Genomic DNA, 26,951 nt, shown 5'->3' with positions numbered 1-26,951 from the left:
TTTAAGATTGTTTATCAAGTATAGACATCAGCTCGCCCCATTCTCTTTTACCAATATTACTTTCTTCTCTAGTAACGTTTTCCCCTTTAATTAATTTGCGAATTATTTCTAGACCAGTTCTTGAAATACAGGCTGATTCTAGGCAATATTCAACAAAGGCATTGTAGGCCAGTGGAACCCATTTTTTTATTATATCCAGCATAACTTCTGCATAAACTCTGATTTCATATTGGGCATGCTTATCAGCTCTAAGCTTCAAAAAATGAAGGAGATTATGCAGATCTATTTTCCAATAAAATTGCGTGTAGTAATTAAGCATTAGGTTAGTTCTGGCAATTTCTCTTGCAAGCCCCTGCTCAATAAATTTTTCATAATGAGAATATACTAAATTAGAGTCATTTATTAGAGAATCTATTATTTCCTTTGAGGTATCTGGATCAAAAGCTTCCCCGCTACCTTGTTTATTATTGTCAGATTGTTTTGCAACTTGTTCTGGTTTAGGTGTATAAAATTCATTATCAAGTATTGAATACCTTGCTGAATATTCATTCACATTTGCAGTTCTATGCCTTATCCATTGCCTTGCAACAAAAATTGGAAGTTTCACGTGAAACTTAATTTCACACATTTCAAATGGAGTTGTATGATGATGTCTCATTAAATACTTTATAAGTGCTTCATCCTGACTTATCTGTTTTGTTCCCTTGCCATAAGAAACACGAGCAGCTTGAACTATAGCGCTATCAGAGCCCATATAATCCACTACTCGAATAAATCCATGGTCTAATACCTTATGTTCTTCATATAAGATTGCATCTATTTCTTTTACTATAGTTCGTTTGGTTGCTTCATTCATAAAATATCCTCAAGACGAAATGGAGATATCAGCTCCACATGAATTGAGTTTTTCATGCATTGCTTCATATCCTCTCCATAAATGATGTGAATTGTTTATTATAGTTTCTCCACCGGCTACCAAAGAAGCAAGCACCAAAGCTGCTGTTGATCTTAAGTCAGTAGCATATAGATTAGCTCCAGATAAGCTTTTTATTCCACTTATAGTAGCTTTGCTTTTCTCGATGCTGATATTAGCACCTAACTTTCTCAATTCATCTGCATGTGTAAATCTGTTTTCAAAAATGTTCTCTTCAATTACTGATATCCCATCAGCGATGCACATTGCAGACATCAGTTGTGGTTGCATATCACTGGGAAAATTGGGATATGGATCTGTCGCAACGTTAGCAGACTTAATAGAGCCATTTTTTCTGGAAATAACAATGCCTCCATCATACAGTTCAACCATAGCTCCTATAGTCTCCAACTCATTTGTAATACACCTTATATCAGATAGATTTATTCCTTCCAACTCCAACTTACCACCGGTTATTATAGCAGCTAGTGCATAGGTGCCTGCTTCTATGCGATCTGGTATTATTTTATGAACACATCCATTTAGTGCTTCAACTCCTGTTATTATGACCTTTGTATTATCAATTTCAATATCAGCACCCATTTTCTTCAGAAAATCTATTAAATCAAGAACTTCCGGCTCAGTTGCAGCATTGTTTATTGTTGTCACTCCTTCTGCAAATGTTGCTGCCATTATTACATTTTCTGTTGCGCCAACACTTATTTTCTCAAATGTGATTTCTTTTCCTTGTAGCTTTCCTTTCACTGTTCCAATTATATTATAGCCGTCAATTTCAATTTTAGCTCCCATTTCTTCTAATGCTTTAATATGCATATCAACGGGACGCTTTCCAATGTTGCATCCACCAGGAAATGCTGTTCTCGCTTTGCCAAATCTGCTAAGCATTGGACCCAATATTAGAAAAGAAGTTCTTAGCTTACTTGCGGTTTTATATGGCATCACGTGATTGTTGATATTGCTGCAGTCAATTTTCAAAGTATGGTTCGCTTTATAATTTTTATTGTGCATAAAGTTCACTTCTGCTCCAAGACTTTCAAGCAACTTAGACATTAGATGCACATCAATTAAATCAGGTACATTATGCAAAATTACCGGGGAGCTACTTAATAGACTTGCTGCCATTATTGGTAAAACAGCATTTTTTGAGCCATTAATCTTGATTTTTCCGACCAAAGGTTTGTAGTTATTTCTTATTAATATCTTGTGCATTTAATTAGATATAAAGTATAATTCATTAGTTTATTGAAGTCTTACTAAGTATAATAGATTGACCGTAAAAGGCAAAATTTGCTTTTTCTTCCTCATCATCCCAGTGTCATGCTACCTGCATGACACCTGATGCGAATTGCCCCCGAAATTTTATACTATGAATTACTCAAATGACGCTCTCGAGCTTTATCAAACCAAATAACACCAATTGCAACAATGAAATAACCAGCTGCTCCTAATGTAAGGCGAATTACTGCATCGAAAGTTGACAGAGGAGGAGACGGCATTAGAATGCTCAAAACACTATACACAAGATTATTTGTTGCATGAGCAATAGTTACTGGCCAAATCGAGTTGTCTTTTTCAAACAACCAGGTAAACATTATAGACATTGCACAAATATAAAGGGTATAAGCACAAATAGTCGGGAATGTAAAGCCATCCTTCCACAAAGCTGAGCCAGCAACCACATAAGTTGGTATGTGCCATACTGACCAAATAATACCGACAATAATTGCTCTGATATAAAAATTTGATATTTTGCTTTTAAGATTTTTCAAAAGATAGCCACGCCAACCGATCTCTTCACCAAGAGACATAATGATCCACATCACAAAGGTTGATAATAAAACAAATAACATCACTAATGGACTCAAAACTGCACTCAAATCCTTTACACGGTCTAACGTAAAAGACTCTCGGAAAAATGAAAAACCGCAATAAATTGACAAAAGACCATTGGAAATTAGCATACTTACCAGAATAAGTATAAACCCTAATAGACAGTTTTTTGGCGAACTAAGTTTAAAAAGATCCCTTACCTTCTGTTTATTATAAATGGTTAGCAAAATTGCAACTGAAGCCGGAACAAATGTTGTTAATAATGTTATGTCTTTGAAAGGTAAGCACCAAGCTATAATGCACGTCAAAAAATATGTAATTACAACAAATAATGTACAATTAATAGTGGTTAAATTCATGCATACGCCCATCAATTCCTTTTCTGCATTATTGATCTTTATTCATAAATTGTCAATAAAATACTTCTTCAGGGATGAATAGAATATTTTTTCTTTTTGAATTGCTATTGATAGTTTAATTTTTATATGTATTCCCTTTCACAACCGTTTGTCATCCCAGTGTCACGTGCTGGGATGACAGTAGGAGAGCTGCTTGCATGACAAGAGGAGGGTACTGGAATGACAAGAGGAAGACACTGGGGTGACATCAACTAAACTTGTCCAAATATGAGCGATGCATTAGTGCCACCAAAACCAAACGAATTAGAAAGTGCATATTGAATTTTATGCTCCTGAGCTTTAAACGGTACAAAATTTAAATCACATCCTTCTGAAGGCTTGTGTAAATTTAAGGTTGGCGGAATAATTCCATTATTTAACGCAAGAATACTGAATATTGCTTCAACGCTCCCTGCAGCACCAAGTAAATGTCCTATAGAAGATTTAGTTGAAGAAACAGGTATTTTATAAACGTAGTCACCGAATAACTGTTTCATTGCTATTACTTCAATTTTATCTCCAAGTGGCGTTGAAGTTCCATGTGCATTGATATACCCTACTTGATTGGGATTAATTTGTGCGCTCTTTAAAGCAAGCTGCATTGCCTTAAATGCGCCTCTTCCTTCTGGATGTGGTGCTGTAATGTGGTGCGCATCTCCTGTGAGTCCGTACCCAACCAGTTCAGCATGTATTTTTGCCCCCCTTTTTTTCGCATGTTCGTATTCCTCCAGCACCAATATACCTGCTCCTTCACCCATAACAAAACCATCGCGTTCTTCATCCCATGGCCTTGAAGCTTCTTCCGGTTTATCGTTAAATTTAGTTGATAACGCCTTCATAGATGCAAAACCTGCAATTCCAACTCTACACAGTGCACTTTCTGCTCCACCTGCAATCATAACATCCGCTTCACCAAGTTTTATAGTTCTTGCTGAGTTTATGATTGCATGCGCACCTGTTGCACATGCGGTTACTGCTGAATCGTTTGGACCTGTAAATTCGTATTTAATAGAAATATGGCCAGATATCAAATTTATTAGACTTGCAGGGACAAAAAATGGACTGACACGTCTGGGCCCTTTTTCCTGCATGGTAATAACATTTTCCTGAATTGACGGAAGACCACCTATACCAGAGCCAATAGTCACACCAACACGTTCCCGATTGATATTTTGGCTTTCCAAAATTAATGAATCATCTACTGCCTGAATAGCTGCTGCAATACCGTAATGGATAAAACGATCTGTCCTTTTTGAGTCTTTCTCAGAAATATAATCTAGTGGATTGAAATGGTGCTCAATGTTGTCTGATTGCAACGGCACCTGCCCTGCAATTTTGCAAGCAAGATCAGAAGAGTCAAATCTATCCGTATTGATTGCTTTTATGCCAGACTCACTTTTTATTAGCCTTGACCAAGTGTTGTCAACATCTGCCGCTAGTGGAGTGATTAAACCAACACCAGTGACTACTACTCTTCTGCTCATTTAACACTAACTATTAGCCTTTTTTATTATTAATGTACTCAACTATTTGCTCCATAGTTTCCATTTTTTGTGCGTCTTCATCTGGAATTTCTATTCCAAACTCTTCTTCTGCTGCCATGATGATTTCAACTGCATCTAAGCTGTCTGTACCATGCTCCGAAAGCTTTGAAGAGCTGTTGAATTTCTCTACATCCTTACTAATATGCTCTAGTATAATCTTTTTCACTTTTTCTTCTATGTCTTCTCTAGTGCTCTTTGCTAGTTCGCTATTCACATTTCTTACCAAAAAAATAACCTATTCTTTGATGTTATAAAAAATTTTTATGTTTGCAATATCTTTTATAACTGGTAAACTACAGTAAAGTTTTCTACTGCCCTAGCTGGCTAGCGTTACGTGCTAAACAATTAACAATTCAAAAATGCTAGACGAAACAACAAAAAATTTGCTTATTGTAGAAGTAAATAAACTCTTACCCGAAAATAGCGAGAATAAGCTTATATCAGCTATGCGTTATATACTCCTTGCTCCTGCAAAACATATACGCTCCTTTTTAGTCGTAGCTTCATCGCGAGTGTTTAACGCGGAAGCTAAAAAAGTAATATCAGTTGCTGCAGCAATTGAATTTGTTCATGCTTACTCTCTAATTCACGATGATTTACCGTGCATGGACAACAGTGATACTCGCAGAAGCCAGCTAAGCTGCCATAAAAAATTTGATGAAGCAACAGCAGTGCTTGCCGGAGATGCACTACTTACTCTGGCTTTTGAGGTATTATCTTCGTTAAATGAGAAACGCTGTGAGATCATAAAAGTTCTTTCTCAGGCAATAGGAATTAGGGGAATGGTGGGAGGACAGGCTTTAGATATTAACAGTGAGCATATAGATTTTAGCCCCCAACCCTCTGTCATTCAAGTAGCGGACACTGGAATCCAGAAGGCTTTGCCTACAAGCATTTCGTGCAAAAAGCCATGCGATAGTGGAGCTGAACATGAAATGGATTCCAGTGTCAGCTACTTGCATGACACCCTTTCTACCTTAAAACTACAACATTCGTACGGCTGTATGTATGACGCTGGAATGACGTCGGGCCAAGCTGATAAAATAAAAGAAATTCATTTGATGAAAACCGCAAAACTATTTGCAGCTTCATGTGAAATAGGTGCTATAATAGGGGGTGCTACAGACAAGCAACGTAAAGCGTTATATAACTATGGAATAAATCTAGGGCTTATCTTTCAAGCTAAGGATGATATTGAAGACTACGAACAAGATAAAACAAATAATCTTATGTCTGTGCTTGGTAAAAGTGAAGTAGAGGACTATATAGACGGCCTCTTTAAACAAGGCTTGGATAATTTGAGTGCGCTTTCAGGGGATACTAATTATTTATATGATTTATTGAATCAAGTAAAGAAAGATGGTTAGAAAAATTATATTACAAATGCTTATTTCCGTAGTAATGATTCTCACTTTAACTTCTGCTTTTGTGTTTACTATTGTCTATATAAACAAAGGTAAACCGGAAAAAAAGGACAAGCTTTATGAGATAAATGCCACGCATGGTGGTTTGATACAGACGATAGCACATTACCTAGTGAAGCCAATACTTGAATCAGCACTTGACCGCTATATTGAAAAGCATGGGCTGACAGAATATTTAGAAGAAATAACGCAGCAAAAGGAAGAAGATTCAATAAATTTTTATGAAATTACTGAAGGCAGTGGCAGCAAGGCTTTTTGTGGCCTGGAAGTCCTATTGCAAATATATAAAATTTCTAATAATAACTCAGCAACACTCCCTAGCAAAGTTTCTGATGTTACTTTGAAAATAGGTCAAGATGACCTAAAAGAAGTGAGTTTAGGGGTAATAGGTATGAAAGAAGGCGGAGAGCGTGTAGTTACTATTGCCAATGAGAACAAAATGAATTTTAATTCTTATTACGTCAAACTGATCGAAGTAAAGGATAAATATCCCGACTCAGTAAATAATCTGATGGTTTTTAATGACTTAATTAACAAGACTGGAAAACAAGTAAGGTGCGGTGATGAGATATCGGTTAAATATAGCGTAAAGGAGCATAATGGGGAATATATAGTCAAAGATCAAACAGTGCAATTTAGGGTTGGCGATAAAAAAATACCACTTGCTATAGAGCTTGGAGTTGTGGGAATGAGAGCTGGTAATAAAAGAACTATTCTTTCTCCGCCTGACCTTTTGACTATTACTGACGATATGTTAATAAAAGACATAGATTATGATGAAGAAAATATCTCAATAATTGACTTAAGCTTAGATGTTAAGCAAGAGGTCGCAGCACACCATTCTACTGTTGAAAAACAGCCTAAAGAATATAGCTGAAATTTTAGGTCTACTGGCTAATCTTCTGAACACTCTCTATACTACTTAAAGTAGGCTTTTCGTTTTTCCTAAAGTATAAACTTAGATAAATCAAGCTGCTCCGAAATTGACTCAAGTTTATCTTTTACATACTTGCTGTCTATAATGAATTTTTCGCTATTTTTCTCAGAAGCAATGAAACTTATTTCATCTAAAAGCTTCTCCATGACAGTGTGAAGCCTTCTTGCGCCTATATTTTCCACTTGCCTATTAACTGTAAACGCTATTTCAGCTATGGTTTTTATACCATCATCAGTGAACTCAAGTGTCACATTTTCTGTTTTCATTAAAGCTATGTACTGCTTTAACAAACTAGATTCTGGTTCCTTTAATATTCTTATTAAATCCTCTTGAGTAAGTGCCTTAAGTTCTACCCTGATCGGTAATCTGCCCTGCAATTCCGGTAAGAGGTCAGATGGTTTAGACTGATGAAAAGCACCAGATGCAATAAATAATATATAGTCTGTTTTTACATGGCCATACTTAGTTGTAACAGTTGTTCCTTCAAGTAATGGTAACAGATCGCGTTGCACTCCTTCTCTGTTTACTTCACCTTTTACTTCTGTACGCGCTGCAATTTTGTCTATTTCATCCAAAAATACTATACCGTCATTACTAACAAGATCAATGGCTTCTTTGATTATCTTATCTTCATCCATTAGCCTTTCACTTTCTTCATTAATTAATATTTCACGCGCTTCTTTTACCTTCACCGTAATAGTTTTTGTTTTTTTGCTCCCGTTAAACATCTTGCCCATTATTTCTGTTACATTCATCACACCAACTTGCCCACCTGGCATGCCTGGTATATCGAAAGTAGGTAACATACTCTTGCTCTCTCTGACGTTAATAGAAACTTCTCCGTCCTCAAACTCTTTATTCCTCAACCTTTCTCTAAAAATTTTTTTACTCTCTTCGGTTGCATTTTCGCCTACCATAGAGTTTACTATTGTTTTCTCAGCTAAAATTAAAGCCTTTTTAGCTAAGGCTTTACGGGCTTTCTCTTTAACTAAAACTATTGCTGCATCAACTAAATCGCGTATTATCGAATCAACGTCACGTCCAACGTACCCTATTTCAGTAAACTTCGTTGCCTCAATTTTTATGAACGGTGCACCGGCAAGTTTTGCTAAGCGACGAGCTATTTCAGTTTTACCAACCCCTGTATGACCGATCATCAATATATTCTTAGGTATGATTTCATCACGCAATGGAAATGGAACCTGATTGCGACGCCAACGATTTCTGAGCGCAATAGCAACAGCACGCTTTGCATCATCCTGTCCGATTATGAATCTGTCCAATTCTTTAACTATCTTCTGTGGTGGCAGGTCATCTAACAAAACTTGAGTGCTGTCATTAACTTGAACATCGCTGTCATTTGAATCAAAACCACTCTTAGTATCTTTATAGAGGTTATCTTTTTCATCGTAGGTGTCACTACTACAAGACCGCCCTTCTGAAAGGGTTATGGGCTGATTGGAAAAATTGGTGCATAAAGTTTTTTGCTTGGAAGACATATCACTCCTCTATCTTTTCAATAACTACATTATGATTTGTATAAACACATATATCGCCAGCTATCTTCATAGCCTTTTTCGCAATTTCCTCTATTGATATTCCTTTAATGTCAATTAAAGCTCTTGCTGCAGATAGAGCAAAATTTCCCCCAGAGCCAATAGCTGCGACTCCATCTTCAGGTTCAAGAACATCACCTGTTCCCGTAATTACTAATGAAATAGATTTATCTGCAACGATCATCATAGCTTCTAATTTCCTCAGATATTTATCCATTCTCCAGTCTTTTGCAAGTTCAACACATGCTCTCATTAATTGCCCTGGGTGCTTGTCAAGTTTAGATTCTAATCTTTCAAAAAGAGTAAATGCGTCGGCTGTTGCCCCGGCAAATCCAGCAATTACGGAATCACCAGAAAGACGCCTAACTTTTTTTGCTCCAGATTTTATAACAGTGTGGCCCAGTGAAACTTGTCCGTCACCTATTACTACTACACTTTTATCTTTTCTAATTGATAATATAGTAGTGCCATACATTTTATTGTTATCGTGTTGAATCATTTTTCTATCACTTTAAATAAGAATCTCATTATACTTTAATCTTTAGTCAAATTTACTAAATATGTTCAACTATAGCTTATAATATAATACCTTCCTTATAACATTTAAAGTGCAGATGCAAAACATAATTCACCCAGATTTGGAAAAAAGTATAAATAATTGGTTCGAAGCAAAATTTAATGGCCTTACATCGCCATTTTATAGCTCTATAGATCTTAGAAACTCTGGCTATAAAATCGTTCCAGTAGACGCTAATTTATTTCCTGCGGGGTTCAATAACTTAAGTGAAGAATCAAGAACAATGGCAGCAAGATTGATAAAAAGCTACTTTAAAAGACATCAATACAAAAAGGTTCTTATAATACCGGAAAATTATACACGCAATAAAATGTATATAGAAAACGTATTTGTTATAGAGAAAGTACTGCAACTCGCAGGTTTTGAAACTAGAATTGGCCTTTTACATAATGAAGTATACAATTTAATAGAACAGTATGAAACTGTTGTGAAAGAAAACTCTCTGCTAAAGACAACTTCAGGATTTGTGCCTGATGTTATTATACTGAACCGTGATATGACGAGCCACATTCCAGACACGCTAAAAGACGTAAAGCAAGATATAGTACCAAGCCCACTATACGGTTGGCATAGCAGGCAGAAATTTAAGTATTTTGAAATCTATCAAGAATTAGCGTTCGAGTTTTGTAGCGAATTTAAAATGGACCCATGGCTTATTTCTGTGCTTACAGAGAGCTGTGATGGAGTTGATTTTGATGATGATTTGTCACTAGGAGCAGTAGCAACTAAAGTTGACCAAATATTATCTCTAGTGCAAAAAAAATATGAGGAATATGAAATAAAAACACAACCTTACGTTTTTATCAAAGCAAGCAATGGCACATATGGGATGGGCATTATAACAGCAACAAGTGGAGAGGAAATATTAAACCTCAATAAAAAAAAGCGTCATAAAATGAAAAAGATAAAAGAAGGAATAGCAATCAATAGCGTTATTATACAAGAAGGTGTACCAACCATTGACATGTTTAAAAGCAGTTCTGCAGAACCGCTAATATACTATATAGGAGATACTCCAACATGTTACTTATACCGATGTAATAGCAGAAAAGATGTATATTCTAGCTTGAATGCCACTGACTGTGAGTTTCATGATGTTAGCCAGGTTGTAGAAGGTAAAATTCTATCACTTTGGAGTATTGTTAGCAAATTAGCAGTACTAGCGTTGGCAGTAGAAATAAAATCTTTTCATCCCTAATTCTTATACCTCTACAGTGCTGTCATTAGAATGACCGTTTATATTATGAACATCATCAAGTTCAGTGGAAGGATCATCATTGACAGGTTGTTGAAACAATTTGTCAAGCTGAACTGCAAGAAATACTGCACTATATATTATGCTGACTGTTACGCTTAAGTTGAAATTATAGATTATACCATTACCTAAGTTTATTGGTATAGTTGGAGTCTCTATCCTTCTTAATATGAAGTTTAATAAACCTAACGACAAAGTTAATGTGCTAATAATAAGGTCCTTCTTACACTCAGCAGACTTTTCAGGATCCTTATTATCCAGATATTCCTTGCATGTATAATAATAGCTTATAGGTTCTGAAATGAACAAAAATAGGATCGTTGAGGTTAAGTTAATATAACTTATTATGTCTGTATTGCTTCCAGTGCAAAAATGGATGATTTTCAACATCATTAGCGCTTCTATGGTGCTGCTTGCAAGATTAGCCGATTTACCCACAATTTTTGCCAGCTCTTTTTTACTCTCAGGGTTTCTGTAATCCTTAATTAGATCCTGTAGAGTAAATGCAGAATGGGCAATGTATAGAATAGATGTCGGAAACTTTACTAGTCGAGCAACATTCCGTATAAGAAAGATATTGGATCTGTTATTGTCAATGAACTCGCAGCAAAATTGCAGTGAAATCTTACACAATAGGGCTGTTAAACCTGTTGTGATGCAGATTACCTTCCTGAAATCATGATCATAAATATCATGCACCCTTTGTGCGAGTATGTTAGATTTCTTTTTTAGCTTGTTTGGCATGAAATAGTTAATAACTTCCTGTTATTCTATCACATAAAATCCTAAAAGAAAAGCCCTATGAATCAGGACTTTAAGGGAGATTTATGCACAAATCGGCTAAGCATTTTATAAACAAGGGATCGGTACTGAGAGTTGGCACACGAAAGTAATATCCATCCTTGATAATTGCTTTATATTCTATATCAAGTTCAACTAGAGTTTCTGAATGCTCAGAAACAAAAGATATAGGTGATAGAACTACAGGTACACCATCAGCTTTTGCGCGTAATAGCTCACTCTCAGTGCTTGGCTCTAGCCATTTTACAGGACCAATCTTACTCTGATAACATATTGACCAATCTAAGTTATTGATAGCTAACTTTTCTACTATTAACTCTACGCTTCTTTCTACCTGTGAAGCGTAAGGGTCGCCCTTTTTAATGATACTAAGAGGTAAGCTATGGGCTGAAAATAGGACTCTTGGTTTACCGATTTTTCTAGCCAATTTATAGTACTTAGCTATCAGATTAGTGTGAGCTTCAATAAAATCTTGGTTATCATAATAACGGTGAATCATTTTTGTATTGCATTTTAGGCCATACCGTTTAGCATTTTTTTGCCAATTCTCGATGGATGACAGAGTTGTGGTAGTTGAATATTGTGGATACAGTGGCAGCAGAATTACTTCGTCAGGATCAAACTGTTTTACACTTTCAATAACTTCGTCAGCAAATGGACGCCAATAGCGCATGCAGATGAATACCTTGTGTACATGGTTTCTATTTTCGTTTAATTTTAGTTCTGAAGCATTAGCTTGCATTTTTGTATTCTCTAGAATTGGCGATTTACCTCCAATTTCCTCGTATATTTTTCGTGCAGTATTTTCTCGTTTCGCAGATATAAACTTTGCTAAAAGAAACCGAAAGGGATTCGGTAGATTGATTATTCTCCTGTCATAAAAAAGGTTGAATAAAAAAGGACGGACCGCATTTAGTGAATCAGGCCCGCCAAGATTAAATAAGATAACTGCCTTTTTCACCTACGCACTACTACAACAAGTTACTTCTGGGGTGCCTATAAAATTAGCTACACACTCATCAAATTTAGTTATAGGCACTAAATTTCTTACACTGGCATACAATAAGTGGCCTGATCTCTTCAGGTTACTCTTGGTGGATGTGAAGTTCCAATCGAAAAATGTATCGACAAAAAGACTTGGTACCGTTTCAAGAAGTTCAACAGCAGCTAAAGATAGCATTATATAACTTTGCAGGACCTTCAAAAGAACCTTTAGAGGGAAAAGTAAAACTTTAACGAAAAGAGAGGTGCTACTCGTTTCATCCGGTGGTTGCTCTGAGTTAGGCGAATTATACTCGATGTGTTTTCTACTTTTATCGAAAATAGGGTAGATTATAGTATCTTTCTCAAATTCCTTATTCACTGTTTCTTTTGGGCAACCTGTTTGTTTTTCTAATAATTTTTCACGTAGATTAAAAGTTCTGACAATAAAACATGTGGCAATCATTAAGACAGCACAAGCAAGTGCACATTGTAAAAGACTTAAACCACCTACTATAGCCGGCAGTGCAAAACAAACAAGCGGTGCTATGATTATCATTTCAAGCAATGGAATAGTATTCCTTTTCATTGCAAAGGCAGCACCTTTTTTTAATTCTGTATTATGATGTGAACTATATTCCAAATAACTTAAAAAGGCCAAATTAAAAGTTAAAAATCCTTTTGTTCCACAAAAAAGTGATGACTTAAAGTTACTTACTAATTTTTTAGTAGTAGATTTAGCTTGTTTTTTAGTGGTAGGCTCAGCTTGTTTAGTAGTGTTATTTTTACAACATTCACCCATACAATACCTCCTTGATGGTTTATTCTTAACTATAAATAAAAAACTACTTTTATCAAATCAAAATTTGCAATAAAATGAATCCATAAATATACAATCTTATATAAGGAAATAATATGGCAATTGAGAAGACACTTTCAATCTTAAAACCTGATGCAGTAAAAAATAATATTACAGGCAATATAAATTCCTACATCGAACAATCTGGGCTGAAAATCACAGCACAAAAAATGATGTTACTAACAAAAAAACAAGCAGAGCTGTTTTATGAAATTCATAAAGATAGGCCTTTTTTTGGGGAATTAGTAGAGTTTATGACCTCTGGTTCTGTGGTAGTTCAAGTTTTAGTTGGTGAAAATGCAGTAAGTAAATACAGACAAATCATGGGAGCTACCAATCCAAAGCAGGCAGATAAAGGCACAATCAGGGGTGATTTTGCTGATGATATTAGTGAAAATAGAGTCCACGGCTCGGATAGTCTAGAAAATGCTCGTAAGGAGATAGCTTTCTTTTTTGCTGAATGTGAGTTGGTGTAGTTAACTCAGATTGGCGTCATCCAAGTAGCTGACAACATAGAAACGAAAAAACTTGCTTGACAAACTCCACCAGCGCCCTTATCATGATAGTGAAGCTATTGTATTTGCTTTCGCCAATCTGCAGATTAAAAGGTAAGGATTACTTAATGTATCGGCGTCTTATGTTCAATTTTTTGCAGTATATAGATACTGTATGTCTTTACAAAACTTCATCTACATCTAGGTTTTTATCTAAATAAGCTGAACGCGCTTATAAAGCGTTACAAGACATCAAAAAATGCCAATACTCGACAGAGATAGTAAAAGACTAGCTAACTCGGGGATTCTTTGTCTTTTTTTCTGCTTAGTAAATTTCTTAAACATTTGCAGCGTAAGTTAGTTGCAATTAAAAGCGGCTGAATCTCGCTTGTCAAGCGTTTAAAACATAAAAAACGCCAATATTTTAAAGCGGATAATAACCCCAGGGCTTCTTTTGCCTTTTTTTTCATTTGGTAAATTTCTTAATATTTATAGCTAAAGTAATTTAAAAGTCCGTGAAGGGTGTCATGCCAGTGCTTGACACTGGCATCCAGTTTTCCATATAATCTCATCAAAAATGTTTATTTTCTAGCTACTTTTATACTTATCAACCCAGTATGCTTACTTACAATTAAAATTTCTGGATCCCAGTGTCTGGGCACTGGGATGACAGCTAGCCTGACAACCGTCATCCCGCTACTTGTTAGCGGCTAAGAGATACCGCGAATGAATCGCGGTATGACGGTTCGCGGCAGTATGACGTAGAGCTCACGTTAGCTATACTTTTATGCTTACAAACTTAATAAAATTCCTGGATCCCAGTGTCTGGGCACTGGGATGACAAAAAAGGAGGCACTAGGATGACAAAGGAGAGCTACTCGGATGATACCTTTTTTCTACTTAGTTTGGGTTATGCAAGAAGTCTATTATAATCAGGCTTTAAGTGTGCGGAAGTAATTTTTTTCGTTAAAGTAAAAAATTTTTTCTATAGCTGATCAAAGTGGGATCAAGAGAAACTTACCACTTTCTTTACAAAGGGTTTGATGTTACCATTTGACTGCCTATTCTGAATTTATTGAATGAACGTTAACATAAAAAATCTAGTTCATGCTTTCTCTAAATTGCCAAGTTTAGGGCCATCATCATCACGCAGGTTAGTTATACATTTACTCCAAAACAAAGAAAAAGTTATGCTACCACTTGCATCTTTGATTAAAGAGCTAGCAGATCTTATAATAGAGTGTGAAGTTTGCGGAAATCTAGATACTAAGTCACCTTGTTCTATTTGTACTAACCCAAAACGTGACACTAAGTTACTGTGTGTAGTAGAAGAATTAGGTGATCTATGGGCGTTTGAAAAAGGAAATATATATTCAGGTTTATACCATGTTTTGGGTGGCAGATTGTCTGCAATAAATGGCATAGGTCCAAAAGAACTCAACCTTGACACTATTCTGAAAAGAGTGACAGAGTCTAAAATTGAAGAGATAATTATCGCAATTAATCCGACATTAGAGGGTCAAGTTACTGCACAATATATAATTGAATTGCTAAAAAATTTGGATGTGAAAATATCACGTCTTGCTTGCGGCATACCAATGGGCGGAGAAATTGACTATCTTGATGAAGGAACGCTGAGGATAGCACTTACTTCAAGACAAGAATATGAGTTAAATATAAAATAAGACATGTGCTTAAAAAAACTTATATCGCTAATAACATTCAAAAAGAAAGAAATAGCGCCACCACTTAAAGTGGTGGCTTGGGAAAATGACCGTCTAAACTATAAGCAATTTTCAGGTAAATTTAACAATATAATTAAAACAATTGATCAGTCTTTTACAATAATATCTTTGGAAGGATATGATGGATGGGGCAAGACGTTTTTTTTGAAAGAATGGGTAAAAGAGTTAAAACAGCAAAATGAAATTGCAGCTTATTATAGTGCATGGGATATCAATGCATTGGACCAACCACTGCCTTCTTTTTTAAATTTCCTATTTGAAGATTTATTTGTATCGTATAAAGTAAAAAGAAGTGTTATACAACAGTTCAAGAACATAAACCAAGAGCTATTTTCTCTAAACACACTAGGAAAGCTGATCAGTAAATCTCCACTTGCTATGCTTTCAGTATTTCTTGATGCTGCAAAAGAGGCTGATAAAAAAGACATAGGTTTTGTCTTGAGTGAATTAAGTCTTCTCCAAAGAAGAAAAGAGAGTACTAGAGATTTTAAAACACAGTTAGCGGATGTGGTTCATAAAATCAGAAAAGACAAAAACATTTATATAATGGTGGATAATCTTGATGTGTGCCGTCCTAAATTCGTTGTCGATTTTTTGGAATCTATAAAGTATATGCTTGATGTGGAGGGGCTGGTTTTCATTATTTCTGTAAGTAAAGATAAGAGTAATGTACAAAGAGCAATCAGCACAATACTTGGACCAAATTTTGACCTAAAATCTTTTACTGATCTCTCTTTACATTTGCCAAAACAACCGATAGAAAAATTTACAAAAGAACTATTTGAAAATATTAAATTACCGAAAAAGTCAAAAAATTTGATTGTAGATAGTTTTATATTTTATGCAGAAAGCCTGTCACTATCGTTAAAAACAATAGAATACTGCGTAAAAAAAATAAAGCTGTGTCTTCTGAATCACACAAGAGAAGAATTACCTGATCCGAATTTGTTTTCATTTTTGGTAATACTGCAATCGATAAATATTGATATATATGAGGAATTAGGTTTTTCATATCAAAGAGCATTGGAAAAAATTGAAAATGAATATAAATCTTTAGTTCTAAATGGTCAAGAAGAATGGGAAAAACTTAAAACCTCTCTAGAAACTGCTTTTGCAGAGAGGGAGTCAAAAATTAACAAAGCTATAAAGGATATACTATTTTGAAAAGATACCCTACCTTTACATATACAAAGATAGGGTAACATTTGATTAACGCCCTTTTACTATGTCATTACCTTGTTCAAACTTTCTGATTAATTCGCTTACATTGACATTAGATAATTTTTTACCTGCAGATTTGTCATTATGTGAAGCATCAGGTTTACGAAGGTCTTCCTTACTGTTACTCCTAGTAATATTACATCTAACAATGTTTGAATTATTAGACTTATCGCTTACATCTGAAATATTGCTTTTTTCACTACATGAAGACGAATTACTCGACATATTGCCTAAGCTAAAGAGCTTTTTACCTTGATAGATTGGATTCCAATCAAGTGGATTATAAGTTTTTTTGCTAGTCTCAACCTTTTGGTTATTTTGCTGTTTAGGAGAAAAACCAAGTTTTTCTCTTTCTTTCTTGCTTAGCGTTTTGAGAAATTTTACGGTTTCTAATTCATCAGTTGCTTGTACTTTATGTAAATCAAAGCTTTTTTGATGGTTATCCTGCTTAACATTTTTCATCATTTTATCTTTTATTGTTCTATCCTCATCATCAGAAGTGCTGCTACTAATATCACTGATACCACTATCCCCTGAATTGCGGCGTTGTTTGTTAGGAGTGCTATGAATGTTGTCTTCCATGAGTTTTTGCATTGTTGGGCCAAATGTTCTTCCAAGATTGCTACTCACTGTTTTATTACTATCATTTGCTTGAGAATGAGGTACATTTCGCTCAAAAATTGCTTTTATTCCAGCAAATTTAGCTTGGGAAGATTTCGGAGGAACAGGTGGGGCAACCATGCCTTTTGAGTTAATCTTTCCTTCATTTTGAGGAAAAATTTTTGGATTATTTTTTTCTACTGTAGTATTCATTTTTTTACCTCTAAACCTATTAACTAATAAAAGTATAAACTTAGAGGTATTAATTTTGTAATAACAATGCTAATAGATTACCGCAGTTTCAATAAGCATCACCAGAGGATTCTCTATATAATGCTTAAAGGCATTTAAAAACTTTGCTCCGAGTGCCCCATCAACTGCTCTATGGTCAACAGAGAGCGTTACTGTCATTATTTCTGCTATTTCTATTTTCTCATTCATAACAATTGGTTGTTTTTTAGATGCACCAACTGCCATAATGCAAGATTGCGGCGGATTGATTATAGCACTGAAGGCTTTTATACCAAACATCCCTAAGTTGGAGATAGTAAACCCTCCTCCTTGAAACTCTTCAGGTTTCAATTTTCCAGATCTTGCTCTGCTTACTAAATCTTTCACTTCTTTTGATATAGATAAAATACCCTTTTTATCAGCATTTTTTACTATAGGAGTAATTAGCCCATCTTCAAGTGCCACAGCGATTGAAATATCTATATTTGAATATCTCAGTATTTTATTATCTATCCACGAAGAATTTATATCAGGAAATTTTTTCATGCTGAAAGCTGCAGCTTTTATGATTAGATCATTAATTGTTACTTTATTGTTTTCATCTGCTGAGTTAATCTCGTTTTTTAACGATATTAACTTATCAACCTGGCAGTCTACAGTTAAATAAAAATGTGGAACATTCTGTTTTGATTCAGTCAGGCGCTGTGCTATCACTTGGCGCATGTTGCTTACTTCAACTATGGTATCTTTCTCAGGACTTTCAGTATGTATACCACTGCCTAAAAACTCCAACACATCAGCCTTAATTATGCGACCATATGGTCCTGTACCTTTTAATTGCTGCACATTAACCCCTTCATTTTGAGCTATTTTCTTAGCTAATGGGCTTATTTTTGTTCTACCTTCTGCATAACCCTCTGTCATCTGAGTAGCTGACACTGGGATCCATTCTTCTTTTCTAGATCCCAGTGTCAAGCACTGGGATGACATTGAGGGGTTGGATTCCAGCGTCACGCGCTGGAATGACACCGAAGAATGACTTATTGGCTTTCCGTTTAAATCTTGGTGTTCTGATTTTTGATTATCAACAGCACTTTTTGTCACTTCCTTTTTAACTGCACTATTGATGGAAGTTGAAGTATAGTTGTTAAGTGCACTTTCATCTTCTCCTTCTTCCAGCATTAAAGCTATTGGTTGATTTACAGGCACGCCACTTGTTCCTTCTGTTACTAAAATTTTTGCTAAAACTCCTTCATCTATAGATTCAAACTCCATTATGGCTTTATCAGTCTCTATCTCAGCAATTACGTCGCCTACTTCAACTTTGTCTTGTTCTTTTTTATGCCACTTTACAATTTTTCCTCCAGCTTTGCTCATTGTTGGTGAAAGAGCAGGCATTAATATTTCTATAGGCATTGATTTTGCATTTAAAGATCTATTCAATTTTTAATTTACTCTTTATCTTATGTCAACCTAATCGTGAATTATGATGAATAAGTCTGTTACACTATCCCTCACGTTATCCCAGTGCGTGACACTGGGATCTTGGTTCAGTACTATTATCCTATTGTTTTTATTATTTAGCCATAGCTTGTTTGCTAACAACTTTGTTTCAACCAAATCAAATAAGATCAACATGAGAACGGGGCCAGGGTTTCACTATCCTGTAAAATGGATATACACTTGCAAAAATCTGCCCCTGAAAGTGATAGAAGAGTTTGAGAGTTGGAAAAAGGTCTGCGATATAGATGAAGACTGCGGATGGATAAAAGGCAATCTTCTTAGTGATAAGCGCTACGCGATTGTAAAAGAAGATACTTATGGATATCAAAAACAGAGTGTAGACAGCAAGATTACTATGAAAATAGACAAGTTTGTTGTGATGAAGATAGAAAAATGCAACGAAGAATGGTGCTTTCTTTCCACCCCAAAACGCAAAGCATGGGTACAAAAAAAACATATATATGGGGTTGATTAGGTTGACAAAAGATCTGAATTAACACTAGTTTCTAGGCCTTCTGTAGCATGCTCTTCATGTGAAGCAGAGGATGCACTGACTTCTTCATGCTCTGGAGACTGTACAGGGCTATCACAGAAACTCCTTAACATCTCCTCAGCGGATGAATCTAAAATTTGTACAATAGACTTTTCACTTTGTTCTCTTAGCGATTGATCCACTCTAGAAATCAACTCAGAAAACTCGCTACCTGATTTTTCAGCTTCACTTTTTATTTTACTTTCTATGCTTGCAATATTACCTTGGTCAATTTCTTCTTTTGTTATGTTGAATGACTTTGCAACATCTTGATATCCAATCTTGCAATTTCCACAACCAATTATGCAAAAAGTAATAGAATCAGATATTTCGCTTGCAGCCCAATTATGTATAGTGTAAGCCAAATAATTGTCATGGTATTTAATGCTAAATTGTTGTTCTATTAACTCAGAAATTTTATTCTTTAGAGACATAAAGCACCCTCCTACATTCGTTATACCTTTTTGTTAAGATACAGCAATTACACCATTTACTACATGCTTTACTTTAATTAATTATTAAAACAAGAGCATCATTTCCAGAGCTATATCTTTTTACCTTGATAATTCTTTTTTGACTTCCTCTTTAATTATCCCACTTATATTCACGTTAAGATCCCCTACCCAAAAATCAGTCATAGTTTCAAGATCGTATAGATCCTCTATTACTTTTTTAATAGCAGCATTTATTTCTTCTTCGTCAAATTCCTTTATAATAGGTCTAATCTTCACATACCCTGGAGAGCCTTTACCATAAATTCCTTTGCTTTTATTAATGCAGCCACCTGCACCAGATCTACTGCTTCTCAAACCACTTCCACACTCTACTGTTTCATACTTGATTTCACCATTTTCTATATATGCTATTTGATTGTCTTGTGTAGACTTCAGTTTATCTGCCTTTACAATTTTCTCCTCTAGCTTTAAATCTTGCTTATGAATTACTGTTTCCTCATAACCCTTACCACCGTATGTTCTATACTCACCTCCACCTGCAACAGTAATCAGTTGCTGGCAATGTTGCTTCTGCGAATTGCACATTTCTATGAAAACAGGTCCCCCGTCCTTATCTGAGAAGTTACTTTCCTGGTTACCCCCTCCCTCTGTGACTTGCACCTTAATTATAGGATAATTAGGATCGATTTTCAGTTTAGCTTTAATATAATCTCCTGGCATCCCTACTCTGCTTTCAGTAGAATGGCATTTTTGATTGTCACAGCCACTACCTTGTATATGACCTGCTTCACCACTTCCCCACGCTTCTATTTTAATACGATCAAATTTTATTGATAAGTCATCTGTATAAACATCTTTATTTTTATGATCATAGGATTTTTCATTATTTTTTTCAAGATCTGGTTTCTTATTTTTCAGATGTTCCTTGATTATCTCTTTTAATTTTTCTTTTAATTTCTTTTTGAGACCTTCTAAATCGAACCTACACAATTTATCAGCGTAAAAAACCTCTGTTCTGTTTGCTTTAATCAGTTGATCTTTTAATTGTGTACACTTTCGTACTTCATTTTTTTCATCTCTTAATACTTTACCATCCTTATCTTTACAATCCACTTCCTCATACCTTAAGTAGAATGGCTTATCATCTTCATTTTTATTCAAATATTGTTTTGAACGGCTACACTTTCCATCAAAGCAGATGCAACCATCATCACCTTGCTCACATCCTTCTTTATGCTCTACATCCGTCAATTTGTATACTACTTTCAGTCCTTCACCAGATTTTAATTTTTCGTCTATTTTGCTATCTTTCTTCACACAATAACTGCATTCTTCCTTCTTCTGCTCATTTTCATCAGGGAAGAAAACATACTCTTGCTTATTAAATATTATTTTATCCAACCTCTCTTGAGTTTCTTTCAAAGGGTAAACTATTTCCTTGCTTGGAAGATAATAGAACTGATTTGATTCCTTGGAGTAAACAGCATTGTATTTAGTATATCTTGTTCCCATTAATTTTAGTGGTATTATTTTATTTTCTCTTTTAAGAACAAACTCCTCTGGTTCTGGCTGCCATCCAGAAAGACAAAGCATTTTACTGTTAGAATTTCCTTTATACTTTACTTCTATTTCCGGCTGCCCAGAGTTATTAAATTCACATTGAATAGATTTGTCTTTTAACTTTTTCTCAAAATCATTAAAACTATAAAAACTTCCGCCTTTAGAACATTTAATTTGCACATCAGGAACATAGCCATATTCTTTCAGAACTTTAAATTGTTGCGGATTACTTTCTAATATACCTTCTATAATATTATCAATATTACTATCAGTTGTTTTTGCTACTATTGCTGGTTTTACTACTTTTAAAGATAGGGGGCCAATGTTTATAGGATGGTTGAGGTCAGTATTAACATTAAAAGTACAGGAACCATTACTATAGGTTCCATGTGCTTTAGCACAAGTGCTCTCACTCATCTTCATTTCTACTTTCAATGTATTTGCATTTACTATCTCCACTATCTCAGGTTCTGGAGCAGGTGGTGCAGGAAAACAGCGGATGAACTGTGGATTGTTTTCATCTATACTTTGAGTTCCAAGGTATTCAGCGCAGAGCTTATCTTTTTCTCTATAAGTTTTGAAGTAGTACGTGATGCCATCTTTGTCTAAAATAGAGCGCCACTCAGCTTTATTTTCTCCATACCCTTTAGGGAAATCTAATTTTTCTCCAATCTCTCCGTCTCTTCCTTTCAGATCACCAATGATTACCTTAACCTTAGGATTAAAGTAATCATTGTCTTTATCTGTTATAGGAACAATTCTAACTTGTGGAAGCGACATTGCAAGTTGTTCACAAAATGGAGGGGGGCCAGGTGCAAGTGGAACAGGAGCACATTTTACTGCCGTTTGGTAGCAGGTATCACAGACTTTTTCCATCTCCCCAGGACGGAAAATATTCTCACCCGAAAATACTCTAGAACCCCATGAAGAAATTCCTGACATACAAGCCCCTTTTTGACTGCAAGCACATATTTTAGGAGAGTTAGCGAATCTTCTTTTTTCCTCATCAGTAACACCGTCTGCCCATTCCCATTTAAGACCCCGAGCAATTTCTCCTCCAGCTTTTGTTTTATCTCCTTCCCAGTCGATAAAAGCTGCAGCAGAAACTCCAGCTCCTGTACCTTGCGTTCCATATATCTGGCGGCAGGATTCCCCACTTTGTAAGTCATAACAATAACTTTGTCCATCATAAGCACATACTCTAATTTTGGGATTAAAGTAACCATCAACTCCTTGATCTTTTATTGCTTGCACCTTAATTTCCTTTACCCAATCTCCACCAACTATTGCTTCCCACCAAGTATTACTTTCTACAAATGTTGGACAATCAGCATATCCTTGATACGAAAGACCAAGTATCAAAAAAAATATCAATAAGAAATTAAGCCTTACACTTCTCATAAAATACCGGTAACCACTCATTAACTTCTTCTCCTTTTTCTTTTATTGCCTCATACATATACTTTATAGTCTCTTTGTTAGCTGAAAGTACATGTATTTCTTGCATATCCTTCAAATCCAGATTTAAGGTTACTAATCCTTTGTACTGTTTTATCAAAAATAAACCTTCCTGTGTTGGCGTCTGCAGAATTATATTCAGCTCCTCTTTCGATAGAGAAAATGCCTTCATGTATAATCTATTTGCATTGACGTTCGGCATCAAGATTCTTGTATCAACATGTTTATCTAAATATTGAGTAAATTTGCTAGCAAATGCGAGATTTAAATTCTCAGTACTTAGGATTACTACAACATTTAGTTCCGTCATTCTTTGCATCCAGTTATCAAACTCTTTCTCTGTAGGAAAAATATTACTTATCTCCCATGCTTCATCCAAAACAAGTATTGCAGGCGAGCCATCACATTTTGCCTCAAAAGAATATAAAAAATAGTAAAGTATCACGGACATACATTCCTTTTGTTTTGTAAGGTTTGCGGTGTTGAGAGATATAATTTTTGTTTCCCAGTCAATATCTGATTCATCACCATCTTGAAATAAGTAAGCAAAGTCACCATCGTCACACCATCTACTTATCTTACCCCCAAGGAGCAAGAGCACCTCAGAAATTTGTGAAATAGAACGTGATTCCTTGGGTATAGCAAATATAGAATCCACAATTTTTCTTATCTTTTCTTCTACGTCCACCAAGCTCGTATCGGCTACCATTCTTCTGATCAGTTCAACCAACATATTGCGATTGGAAGCACTATCTTCAATGTTTAGTGGATTAAATTTTAGGCTTTTGTCCTTATATTTTGGATCGATTATGTAATATTTACCACTCACTGCTTTAGTAAAAATTATTGATTTTCCAGTGTTATCCAATATGACAATTCTTGGGTTAAACTTTCTTGATTCTGATAATAGAAAATTAATGAGTGAAGTTCTGCCTGAATTTGGAGCTCCGAGTATCGTAGTATGGCCATTATTTCTTTTTCCATGAAAATTAAAGAAGTAAGGATTTCCTTTTTTTGAAAAAAAAATCATTACCGCTTCTTTCCACCTTCTTCCTTTTAATGTACCTGACGTAAAATCGTGCAGCATAGCAAAGCTGCAAGCGTATTTTGTTAAGATATTTTTCGGTTGCGTAATAAAAGCAAAATTGCCTGGAAGTTGTGCCCAAAAATGACTTTCCATATGTAAATCAGTTCTAAACATCATGAAGCCAACTAATGACATTATAGAAGATAAATCACTAATACTTTCAGCTAACTTATTCCTATCATCTGCAAATATTGTAAAAATAATTTTCTGTTGGCAGAAGTCTATACTAGAGGTCTTTTCAAGCTCTATTATTTCTTCAATTCCTGAGCTTTTAAGTAAGGTATTATCCTCACTAATTTGCAGCATGTTGATTTGTTTTTTAAATTCTTTTATTGCTTTGTTATTACTAGTAAATATCATTATTTCTGTAATGATAAATTCAGATTCAAGCTGCAAGCATCTATCTATATTACCTAAAGAGATTTCCCGGTATTCTTTTATGCTGAAAATAGAGCCAAATTTCTGTTGATTTTCAAATATTGTTTGAAACGTATTGAAACCAAAAGCTATTTTAAAATTTCTAATATATTGCGACAGGTCCCTTTCATGTATTGGATAATCTTTGTGCGTTAATGTAACAATATAGTGGAGAAATTCTATCATTTCAGAATATATTTTACCTTCACTAAACCTTAGACTCAGTTTTTTAGCTCCAAAAGGTCCTAAATCATTTTGAATTACGTCAGTTATCTTTTGCAACTCCTGATGGCTTTCTTGTAAAGACAACTTATGCTTATTCTTTATTCTATTGAAAAAAAACGAATTATTAGTATGCTTGCCAAAATCGCTAAACAATATTACAATGTATAGTTCATTTATATACTGTAATTTACTATCAGTTAGTTTATTAAACCACGTTGAATGTAGGTTGTCAGAGAAGTCTTCAGTTTTATTCCATTTCAAGCTCAGTTTATTGCGCTTTCTAACGGTATGAATCCAAACGGTAAAACACAGGCTATTAATATTTTTTGATATGCTTTTTCTAATTTCAGTTCTGAGGTCGCTGTAGTTATCAACAGAAGAATAATCTTCTAACTTGATTATTTTTAACAATTCTCCCTGTTTTGTTAGTATGGTTTCTTCATCGTAATGACAAGCATAAGGAACAAAATCTAAATCAATGCTTTCTAGTAATGCTAAGTTGTTCTTTTTTTTAAGCTTAGAGTTAACTGTTGGTACTTTTAACTGCATATGCGTATTCAATAAAGATAATTAAAAAAGATAAAAATACTATCTTAATTTTTATCTTTTTTTTCGCTATCGGATTGTAATTTTATATCTTTTGCAAAGTTAAATTTTTCTTTTAAGTAGTCTGTTGCCTTTTCTGTACTACCGAACATCAGGACCAGTACACCAAACATTATCATAAAAAAGATTAGACCTCTGAACACTACTGCAAGTATCACTGCAGCTATACACAACCCTATGATTGTTGAAGGACTCATATTTTCTACAGTATCTTTAACTGAAAATGAAGAAATAAAATTTTTTACCGTTTCTTGTATACCCTTTAATTCATCACTCGCCGAACTTGCTTCGCTAGAATATGATGCAAAAATGAAACTTAATAAGGCTATAAAAACCAAAACTTTATTCAATTGAATGCGCATCAACTAAATACCTTTTAAACATTTCTTAAATATAACAACTTTTATATCAATAGGCAAGAACTGAATTCACTTATCCACTACAAGTAACACATATTTAATTTTTACAGACGTGAACATGCTGTAAGCTCTTTATCATCAACAAGAGGACTCACATTAATGGATGTTAATTTACTTGATAGGAAGTTTGAATGCAATTCAGCTACTGCTGCTATAGCAAGCACTGCAACCATAGCAAGTAGTCCTGCTCCTATCAATCCTGATGTCATTGCTCCTGCAACAATGCACCCTATTGTGGAGAGAGCACAACCTGCTACAAGTGCAACGTGAAGATTTCTGTTATTGGGTTGGTTTTTAAGTAGGATATCTTTCTTAACTTGATCTGGATTTGCTTGACCATCTGAGTTTTCATTTTCTTGCATTTTTGGCTCTTTTTTTACAGTCTGCTCTGGCTGCACTTGAGTCTCGTTTTCTTTTGGGGATTCCAAATTTGATTCTAATAACTCAGTTTTTTCTCCACCCTCTGGTTGTAAGCCATTATCTCCTTCAACAGAGCTCAATGTTGAGTTTAAACTTTCCTCAGATGAAGTGCTTGCTATTGATGTTAAACTGTTTTTTCTACTATTTATTGGTGATATCGAGTTTTTTTCACTCAGTCCAGGTGAGTCTATTCCACTATCTGAGTCATTGCCACTACTGAGTTTAGAAGTTTGCTTCTCCTCTATTTCTTTCACAACCTTGCTATATTTTTCAAACACTTCCTCTGCAACCTCTGAATTACTAAGTATTTTATTATCACCACTTTTTTTCTCAGCTACATTCAAGGGTGTTTCTTGTGTGTTGTTTTGCTCTTCAATATGTTTTAGCTGCATTTGATCTTCAATATTTTCTTCAACAGCATTTGGTATTGAGCTTACACTGCTGCTCCTGTTAGTAATATCCAAAATTGTTTTTACTATTGCTGCCTTTTTTTTTGAGTCTAGTTTTTTTGACTCTGTTATTTCTGCTTTCAACGCTGGAAGAAAGTGTTGGATATAATTATTATAATGTTCTCTTTTTTTTCCCACTGATTTTTCTAACTCAGCTAATGCTTCAGGACTAGTTCCTTGCTTGGATGACTCTAAGTGTTTTGCAATAGCCTGCTCATTTTGTCGTTCTCTCAGTATTTTTTCCAATTCAGCCAATGTTTTAGGACTAGCTCCCTGCTTGAACAACCTTTTGCATTCTTTGGAAGTCTCATCTTGATTTTCTTGATAATTTTCTGCTGTTACCTTTTTGTATATAGTGTTGCTCAATTGTTGGTTAATATCTCCTTCCTTACTCTTAGGTTTTTTAAAGGGACTGTGCATAACATTCCTCCAT

General features: G+C 35.0%; 27 protein-coding genes. 8 read left to right on the top strand and 19 right to left on the bottom strand.

Annotation, left to right across the window (positions count from 1 at the left end):
• Window position 1: 1 nt before the first annotated feature.
• The 3 genes from thyX to ACICPZ_RS02540 all read right to left on the bottom strand — a co-directional run bounded on the left by thyX (window position 2) and on the right by ACICPZ_RS02540 (window position 2,784).
• Entirely contained in the window at window positions 2-856 is an 855-nt protein-coding gene (gene thyX, locus ACICPZ_RS02550; protein WP_010082033.1) for an FAD-dependent thymidylate synthase, read from the bottom strand.
• A gap of 9 nt (window positions 857-865) precedes the next feature.
• Complete coding sequence (gene murA / locus ACICPZ_RS02545) at window positions 866-2,143, bottom strand: UDP-N-acetylglucosamine 1-carboxyvinyltransferase (RefSeq protein ID WP_264373620.1); 1,278 nt, start codon at window positions 2,141-2,143, stop codon at window positions 866-868.
• A gap of 155 nt (window positions 2,144-2,298) precedes the next feature.
• Entirely contained in the window at window positions 2,299-2,784 is a 486-nt protein-coding gene (locus ACICPZ_RS02540; RefSeq protein ID WP_227738600.1) for a CPBP family intramembrane glutamic endopeptidase, read from the bottom strand.
• A 196-nt stretch (window positions 2,785-2,980) separates the two neighbouring features.
• Between ACICPZ_RS02540 and ACICPZ_RS02535 the strand changes: the two genes are divergently transcribed.
• Complete coding sequence (locus tag ACICPZ_RS02535) at window positions 2,981-3,205, top strand: hypothetical protein (protein ID WP_010082031.1); 225 nt, start codon at window positions 2,981-2,983, stop codon at window positions 3,203-3,205.
• A 40-nt stretch (window positions 3,206-3,245) separates the two neighbouring features.
• Here the strand turns inward: ACICPZ_RS02535 and ACICPZ_RS02530 are convergent, their stop codons facing one another.
• The 3 genes from ACICPZ_RS02530 to acpP are packed head-to-tail and all read right to left on the bottom strand — an operon-like array spanning window position 3,246 to window position 4,920.
• Window positions 3,246-3,371 carry a hypothetical protein gene (locus ACICPZ_RS02530; RefSeq protein ID WP_255322260.1) on the bottom strand — a complete coding sequence of 42 codons (126 nt, stop codon included), beginning with the start codon at window positions 3,369-3,371 and terminating at the stop codon, window positions 3,246-3,248.
• 3 nt (window positions 3,372-3,374) lie between these two features.
• Window positions 3,375-4,646 (bottom strand): beta-ketoacyl-ACP synthase II, encoded by a 1,272-nt coding sequence (gene fabF, locus ACICPZ_RS02525; RefSeq protein WP_010082030.1) that lies wholly within the window; start codon window positions 4,644-4,646, stop codon window positions 3,375-3,377.
• A gap of 13 nt (window positions 4,647-4,659) precedes the next feature.
• Complete coding sequence (gene acpP / locus ACICPZ_RS02520; protein WP_006279836.1) at window positions 4,660-4,920, bottom strand: acyl carrier protein; 261 nt, start codon at window positions 4,918-4,920, stop codon at window positions 4,660-4,662.
• A gap of 145 nt (window positions 4,921-5,065) precedes the next feature.
• Here acpP and ACICPZ_RS06525 point away from each other — a divergent pair, with 145 nt between their 5' ends.
• Both ACICPZ_RS06525 and ACICPZ_RS02500 read left to right on the top strand, forming a co-directional pair.
• The gene (locus ACICPZ_RS06525; RefSeq protein WP_010082029.1) at window positions 5,066-6,073 is read left to right on the top strand and encodes a polyprenyl synthetase family protein; all 1,008 of its coding nucleotides are present in this window, start codon (window positions 5,066-5,068) and stop codon (window positions 6,071-6,073) included.
• A complete protein-coding gene (locus ACICPZ_RS02500; protein WP_010963087.1) occupies window positions 6,066-7,007 on the top strand; it encodes an FKBP-type peptidyl-prolyl cis-trans isomerase in 942 nt (313 codons plus the stop codon). The genes ACICPZ_RS06525 and ACICPZ_RS02500 overlap by 8 nt, the downstream gene beginning before the upstream one ends.
• Window positions 7,008-7,075: 68 nt before the next feature.
• On the opposite strand, the gene hslU is transcribed toward ACICPZ_RS02500, so the two are convergent.
• On the bottom strand, window positions 7,076-8,566 hold the full coding sequence (hslU, locus tag ACICPZ_RS02495) for an ATP-dependent protease ATPase subunit HslU (RefSeq protein ID WP_264329409.1): 1,491 nt from the start codon (window positions 8,564-8,566) through the stop codon (window positions 7,076-7,078).
• Window position 8,567: 1 nt separating this feature from the next.
• Window positions 8,568-9,122: an ATP-dependent protease subunit HslV gene (gene hslV, locus ACICPZ_RS02490; protein ID WP_006280198.1), complete on the bottom strand. Its 555-nt coding sequence runs from the start codon at window positions 9,120-9,122 to the stop codon at window positions 8,568-8,570.
• Between the two features lie 115 nt (window positions 9,123-9,237).
• Between hslV and gshA the strand changes: the two genes are divergently transcribed.
• Window positions 9,238-10,398 carry a glutamate--cysteine ligase gene (gene gshA, locus ACICPZ_RS02485; protein WP_264374097.1) on the top strand — a complete coding sequence of 387 codons (1,161 nt, stop codon included), beginning with the start codon at window positions 9,238-9,240 and terminating at the stop codon, window positions 10,396-10,398.
• Between the two features lie 3 nt (window positions 10,399-10,401).
• On the opposite strand, the gene ACICPZ_RS02480 is transcribed toward gshA, so the two are convergent.
• From ACICPZ_RS02480 to ACICPZ_RS02470, 3 genes are all read right to left on the bottom strand, one after another.
• Window positions 10,402-11,199 (bottom strand): hypothetical protein, encoded by a 798-nt coding sequence (locus ACICPZ_RS02480; protein WP_006280195.1) that lies wholly within the window; start codon window positions 11,197-11,199, stop codon window positions 10,402-10,404.
• 70 nt (window positions 11,200-11,269) lie between these two features.
• Window positions 11,270-12,217, bottom strand: a complete 948-nt coding sequence (gene hemH, locus ACICPZ_RS02475; RefSeq protein ID WP_010082099.1) for a ferrochelatase — start codon at window positions 12,215-12,217, stop codon at window positions 11,270-11,272.
• Window positions 12,218-13,039 carry a hypothetical protein gene (locus ACICPZ_RS02470; protein ID WP_264374062.1) on the bottom strand — a complete coding sequence of 274 codons (822 nt, stop codon included), beginning with the start codon at window positions 13,037-13,039 and terminating at the stop codon, window positions 12,218-12,220. It abuts the gene before it with no gap.
• 113 nt (window positions 13,040-13,152) lie between these two features.
• Between ACICPZ_RS02470 and ndk the strand changes: the two genes are divergently transcribed.
• Window positions 13,153-13,572: a nucleoside-diphosphate kinase gene (gene ndk, locus ACICPZ_RS02465; protein ID WP_182309846.1), complete on the top strand. Its 420-nt coding sequence runs from the start codon at window positions 13,153-13,155 to the stop codon at window positions 13,570-13,572.
• A 599-nt stretch (window positions 13,573-14,171) separates the two neighbouring features.
• Here the strand turns inward: ndk and ACICPZ_RS02460 are convergent.
• Window positions 14,172-14,282, bottom strand: coding sequence for a WPE palindromic element domain-containing protein (locus ACICPZ_RS02460; RefSeq protein ID WP_080717651.1), 111 nt, complete (start codon window positions 14,280-14,282; stop codon window positions 14,172-14,174).
• 387 nt (window positions 14,283-14,669) lie between these two features.
• Here ACICPZ_RS02460 and recR point away from each other — a divergent pair, with 387 nt between their 5' ends.
• Window positions 14,670-15,275: a recombination mediator RecR gene (gene recR / locus ACICPZ_RS02455; RefSeq protein ID WP_010963080.1), complete on the top strand. Its 606-nt coding sequence runs from the start codon at window positions 14,670-14,672 to the stop codon at window positions 15,273-15,275.
• Between the two features lie 3 nt (window positions 15,276-15,278).
• Complete coding sequence (locus ACICPZ_RS02450) at window positions 15,279-16,499, top strand: P-loop NTPase fold protein (protein ID WP_209472384.1); 1,221 nt, start codon at window positions 15,279-15,281, stop codon at window positions 16,497-16,499.
• Between the two features lie 45 nt (window positions 16,500-16,544).
• On the opposite strand, the gene ACICPZ_RS02445 is transcribed toward ACICPZ_RS02450, so the two are convergent.
• Window positions 16,545-17,369: a hypothetical protein gene (locus tag ACICPZ_RS02445; protein WP_264374034.1), complete on the bottom strand. Its 825-nt coding sequence runs from the start codon at window positions 17,367-17,369 to the stop codon at window positions 16,545-16,547.
• 69 nt (window positions 17,370-17,438) lie between these two features.
• The gene (locus ACICPZ_RS02440; protein WP_010963079.1) at window positions 17,439-18,803 is read right to left on the bottom strand and encodes a pyruvate dehydrogenase complex dihydrolipoamide acetyltransferase; all 1,365 of its coding nucleotides are present in this window, start codon (window positions 18,801-18,803) and stop codon (window positions 17,439-17,441) included.
• 70 nt (window positions 18,804-18,873) lie between these two features.
• Between ACICPZ_RS02440 and ACICPZ_RS02435 the strand changes: the two genes are divergently transcribed.
• Window positions 18,874-19,365 (top strand): SH3 domain-containing protein, encoded by a 492-nt coding sequence (locus tag ACICPZ_RS02435; RefSeq protein ID WP_007551030.1) that lies wholly within the window; start codon window positions 18,874-18,876, stop codon window positions 19,363-19,365.
• On the opposite strand, the gene ACICPZ_RS02430 is transcribed toward ACICPZ_RS02435, so the two are convergent.
• From ACICPZ_RS02430 to ACICPZ_RS02410, 5 genes are all read right to left on the bottom strand, one after another.
• Window positions 19,362-19,856, bottom strand: a complete 495-nt coding sequence (locus ACICPZ_RS02430) for a hypothetical protein (protein WP_264329824.1) — start codon at window positions 19,854-19,856, stop codon at window positions 19,362-19,364. The two genes, ACICPZ_RS02435 and ACICPZ_RS02430, sit on opposite strands and share 4 nt — an antisense overlap.
• 120 nt (window positions 19,857-19,976) lie before the next feature.
• Window positions 19,977-22,838, bottom strand: a complete 2,862-nt coding sequence (locus ACICPZ_RS02425) for a hypothetical protein (protein WP_182282585.1) — start codon at window positions 22,836-22,838, stop codon at window positions 19,977-19,979.
• Entirely contained in the window at window positions 22,819-25,173 is a 2,355-nt protein-coding gene (locus ACICPZ_RS02420; RefSeq protein ID WP_010082026.1) for a hypothetical protein, read from the bottom strand. The genes ACICPZ_RS02425 and ACICPZ_RS02420 overlap by 20 nt, the downstream gene beginning before the upstream one ends.
• Window positions 25,174-25,217: 44 nt before the next feature.
• A complete protein-coding gene (locus ACICPZ_RS02415) occupies window positions 25,218-25,592 on the bottom strand; it encodes a hypothetical protein (RefSeq protein ID WP_022626145.1) in 375 nt (124 codons plus the stop codon).
• A gap of 101 nt (window positions 25,593-25,693) precedes the next feature.
• A complete protein-coding gene (locus ACICPZ_RS02410; RefSeq protein WP_264374032.1) occupies window positions 25,694-26,938 on the bottom strand; it encodes a hypothetical protein in 1,245 nt (414 codons plus the stop codon).
• Between the last annotated feature and the right edge of the window lie 13 nt (window positions 26,939-26,951).

It is taken from the genome of Wolbachia endosymbiont (group A) of Melitta haemorrhoidalis, assembly GCF_964273365.1.
GTDB lineage: Bacteria > Pseudomonadota > Alphaproteobacteria > Rickettsiales > Anaplasmataceae > Wolbachia > Wolbachia pipientis.
This window is presented reverse-complemented; position numbering and strand designations above follow the sequence as displayed.

Excerpts from the sequence above, each read along its gene's own strand:
- thyX (WP_010082033.1), bottom strand. The coding sequence starts at position 856 with ATGAATGAAGCAACCAAACGAACTATAGTAAAAGAAATAGATGCAATC.
- murA (WP_264373620.1), bottom strand. The coding sequence starts at position 2,143 with ATGCACAAGATATTAATAAGAAATAACTACAAACCTTTGGTCGGAAAA.
- ACICPZ_RS02540 (WP_227738600.1), bottom strand. The coding sequence starts at position 2,784 with ATGTTATTTGTTTTATTATCAACCTTTGTGATGTGGATCATTATGTCT.
- ACICPZ_RS02535 (WP_010082031.1), top strand. The coding sequence starts at position 2,981 with ATGGTTAGCAAAATTGCAACTGAAGCCGGAACAAATGTTGTTAATAAT.
- ACICPZ_RS02530 (WP_255322260.1), bottom strand. The coding sequence starts at position 3,371 with ATGTCACCCCAGTGTCTTCCTCTTGTCATTCCAGTACCCTCCTCTTGT.
- fabF (WP_010082030.1), bottom strand. The coding sequence starts at position 4,646 with ATGAGCAGAAGAGTAGTAGTCACTGGTGTTGGTTTAATCACTCCACTA.
- ACICPZ_RS06525 (WP_010082029.1), top strand. The coding sequence starts at position 5,066 with ATGCTAGACGAAACAACAAAAAATTTGCTTATTGTAGAAGTAAATAAA.
- ACICPZ_RS02500 (WP_010963087.1), top strand. The coding sequence starts at position 6,066 with ATGGTTAGAAAAATTATATTACAAATGCTTATTTCCGTAGTAATGATT.
- hslU (WP_264329409.1), bottom strand. The coding sequence starts at position 8,566 with ATGTCTTCCAAGCAAAAAACTTTATGCACCAATTTTTCCAATCAGCCC.
- hslV (WP_006280198.1), bottom strand. The coding sequence starts at position 9,122 with ATGATTCAACACGATAACAATAAAATGTATGGCACTACTATATTATCA.
- gshA (WP_264374097.1), top strand. The coding sequence starts at position 9,238 with ATGCAAAACATAATTCACCCAGATTTGGAAAAAAGTATAAATAATTGG.
- ACICPZ_RS02480 (WP_006280195.1), bottom strand. The coding sequence starts at position 11,199 with ATGCCAAACAAGCTAAAAAAGAAATCTAACATACTCGCACAAAGGGTG.
- ACICPZ_RS02470 (WP_264374062.1), bottom strand. The coding sequence starts at position 13,039 with ATGGGTGAATGTTGTAAAAATAACACTACTAAACAAGCTGAGCCTACC.
- ndk (WP_182309846.1), top strand. The coding sequence starts at position 13,153 with ATGGCAATTGAGAAGACACTTTCAATCTTAAAACCTGATGCAGTAAAA.
- ACICPZ_RS02460 (WP_080717651.1), bottom strand. The coding sequence starts at position 14,282 with ATGACGGTTGTCAGGCTAGCTGTCATCCCAGTGCCCAGACACTGGGAT.
- recR (WP_010963080.1), top strand. The coding sequence starts at position 14,670 with ATGAACGTTAACATAAAAAATCTAGTTCATGCTTTCTCTAAATTGCCA.
- ACICPZ_RS02450 (WP_209472384.1), top strand. The coding sequence starts at position 15,279 with ATGTGCTTAAAAAAACTTATATCGCTAATAACATTCAAAAAGAAAGAA.
- ACICPZ_RS02445 (WP_264374034.1), bottom strand. The coding sequence starts at position 17,369 with ATGAATACTACAGTAGAAAAAAATAATCCAAAAATTTTTCCTCAAAAT.
- ACICPZ_RS02440 (WP_010963079.1), bottom strand. The coding sequence starts at position 18,803 with ATGCCTATAGAAATATTAATGCCTGCTCTTTCACCAACAATGAGCAAA.
- ACICPZ_RS02435 (WP_007551030.1), top strand. The coding sequence starts at position 18,874 with ATGATGAATAAGTCTGTTACACTATCCCTCACGTTATCCCAGTGCGTG.
- ACICPZ_RS02430 (WP_264329824.1), bottom strand. The coding sequence starts at position 19,856 with ATGTCTCTAAAGAATAAAATTTCTGAGTTAATAGAACAACAATTTAGC.
- ACICPZ_RS02425 (WP_182282585.1), bottom strand. The coding sequence starts at position 22,838 with ATGAGAAGTGTAAGGCTTAATTTCTTATTGATATTTTTTTTGATACTT.
- ACICPZ_RS02420 (WP_010082026.1), bottom strand. The coding sequence starts at position 25,173 with ATGCAGTTAAAAGTACCAACAGTTAACTCTAAGCTTAAAAAAAAGAAC.
- ACICPZ_RS02415 (WP_022626145.1), bottom strand. The coding sequence starts at position 25,592 with ATGCGCATTCAATTGAATAAAGTTTTGGTTTTTATAGCCTTATTAAGT.
- ACICPZ_RS02410 (WP_264374032.1), bottom strand. The coding sequence starts at position 26,938 with ATGCACAGTCCCTTTAAAAAACCTAAGAGTAAGGAAGGAGATATTAAC.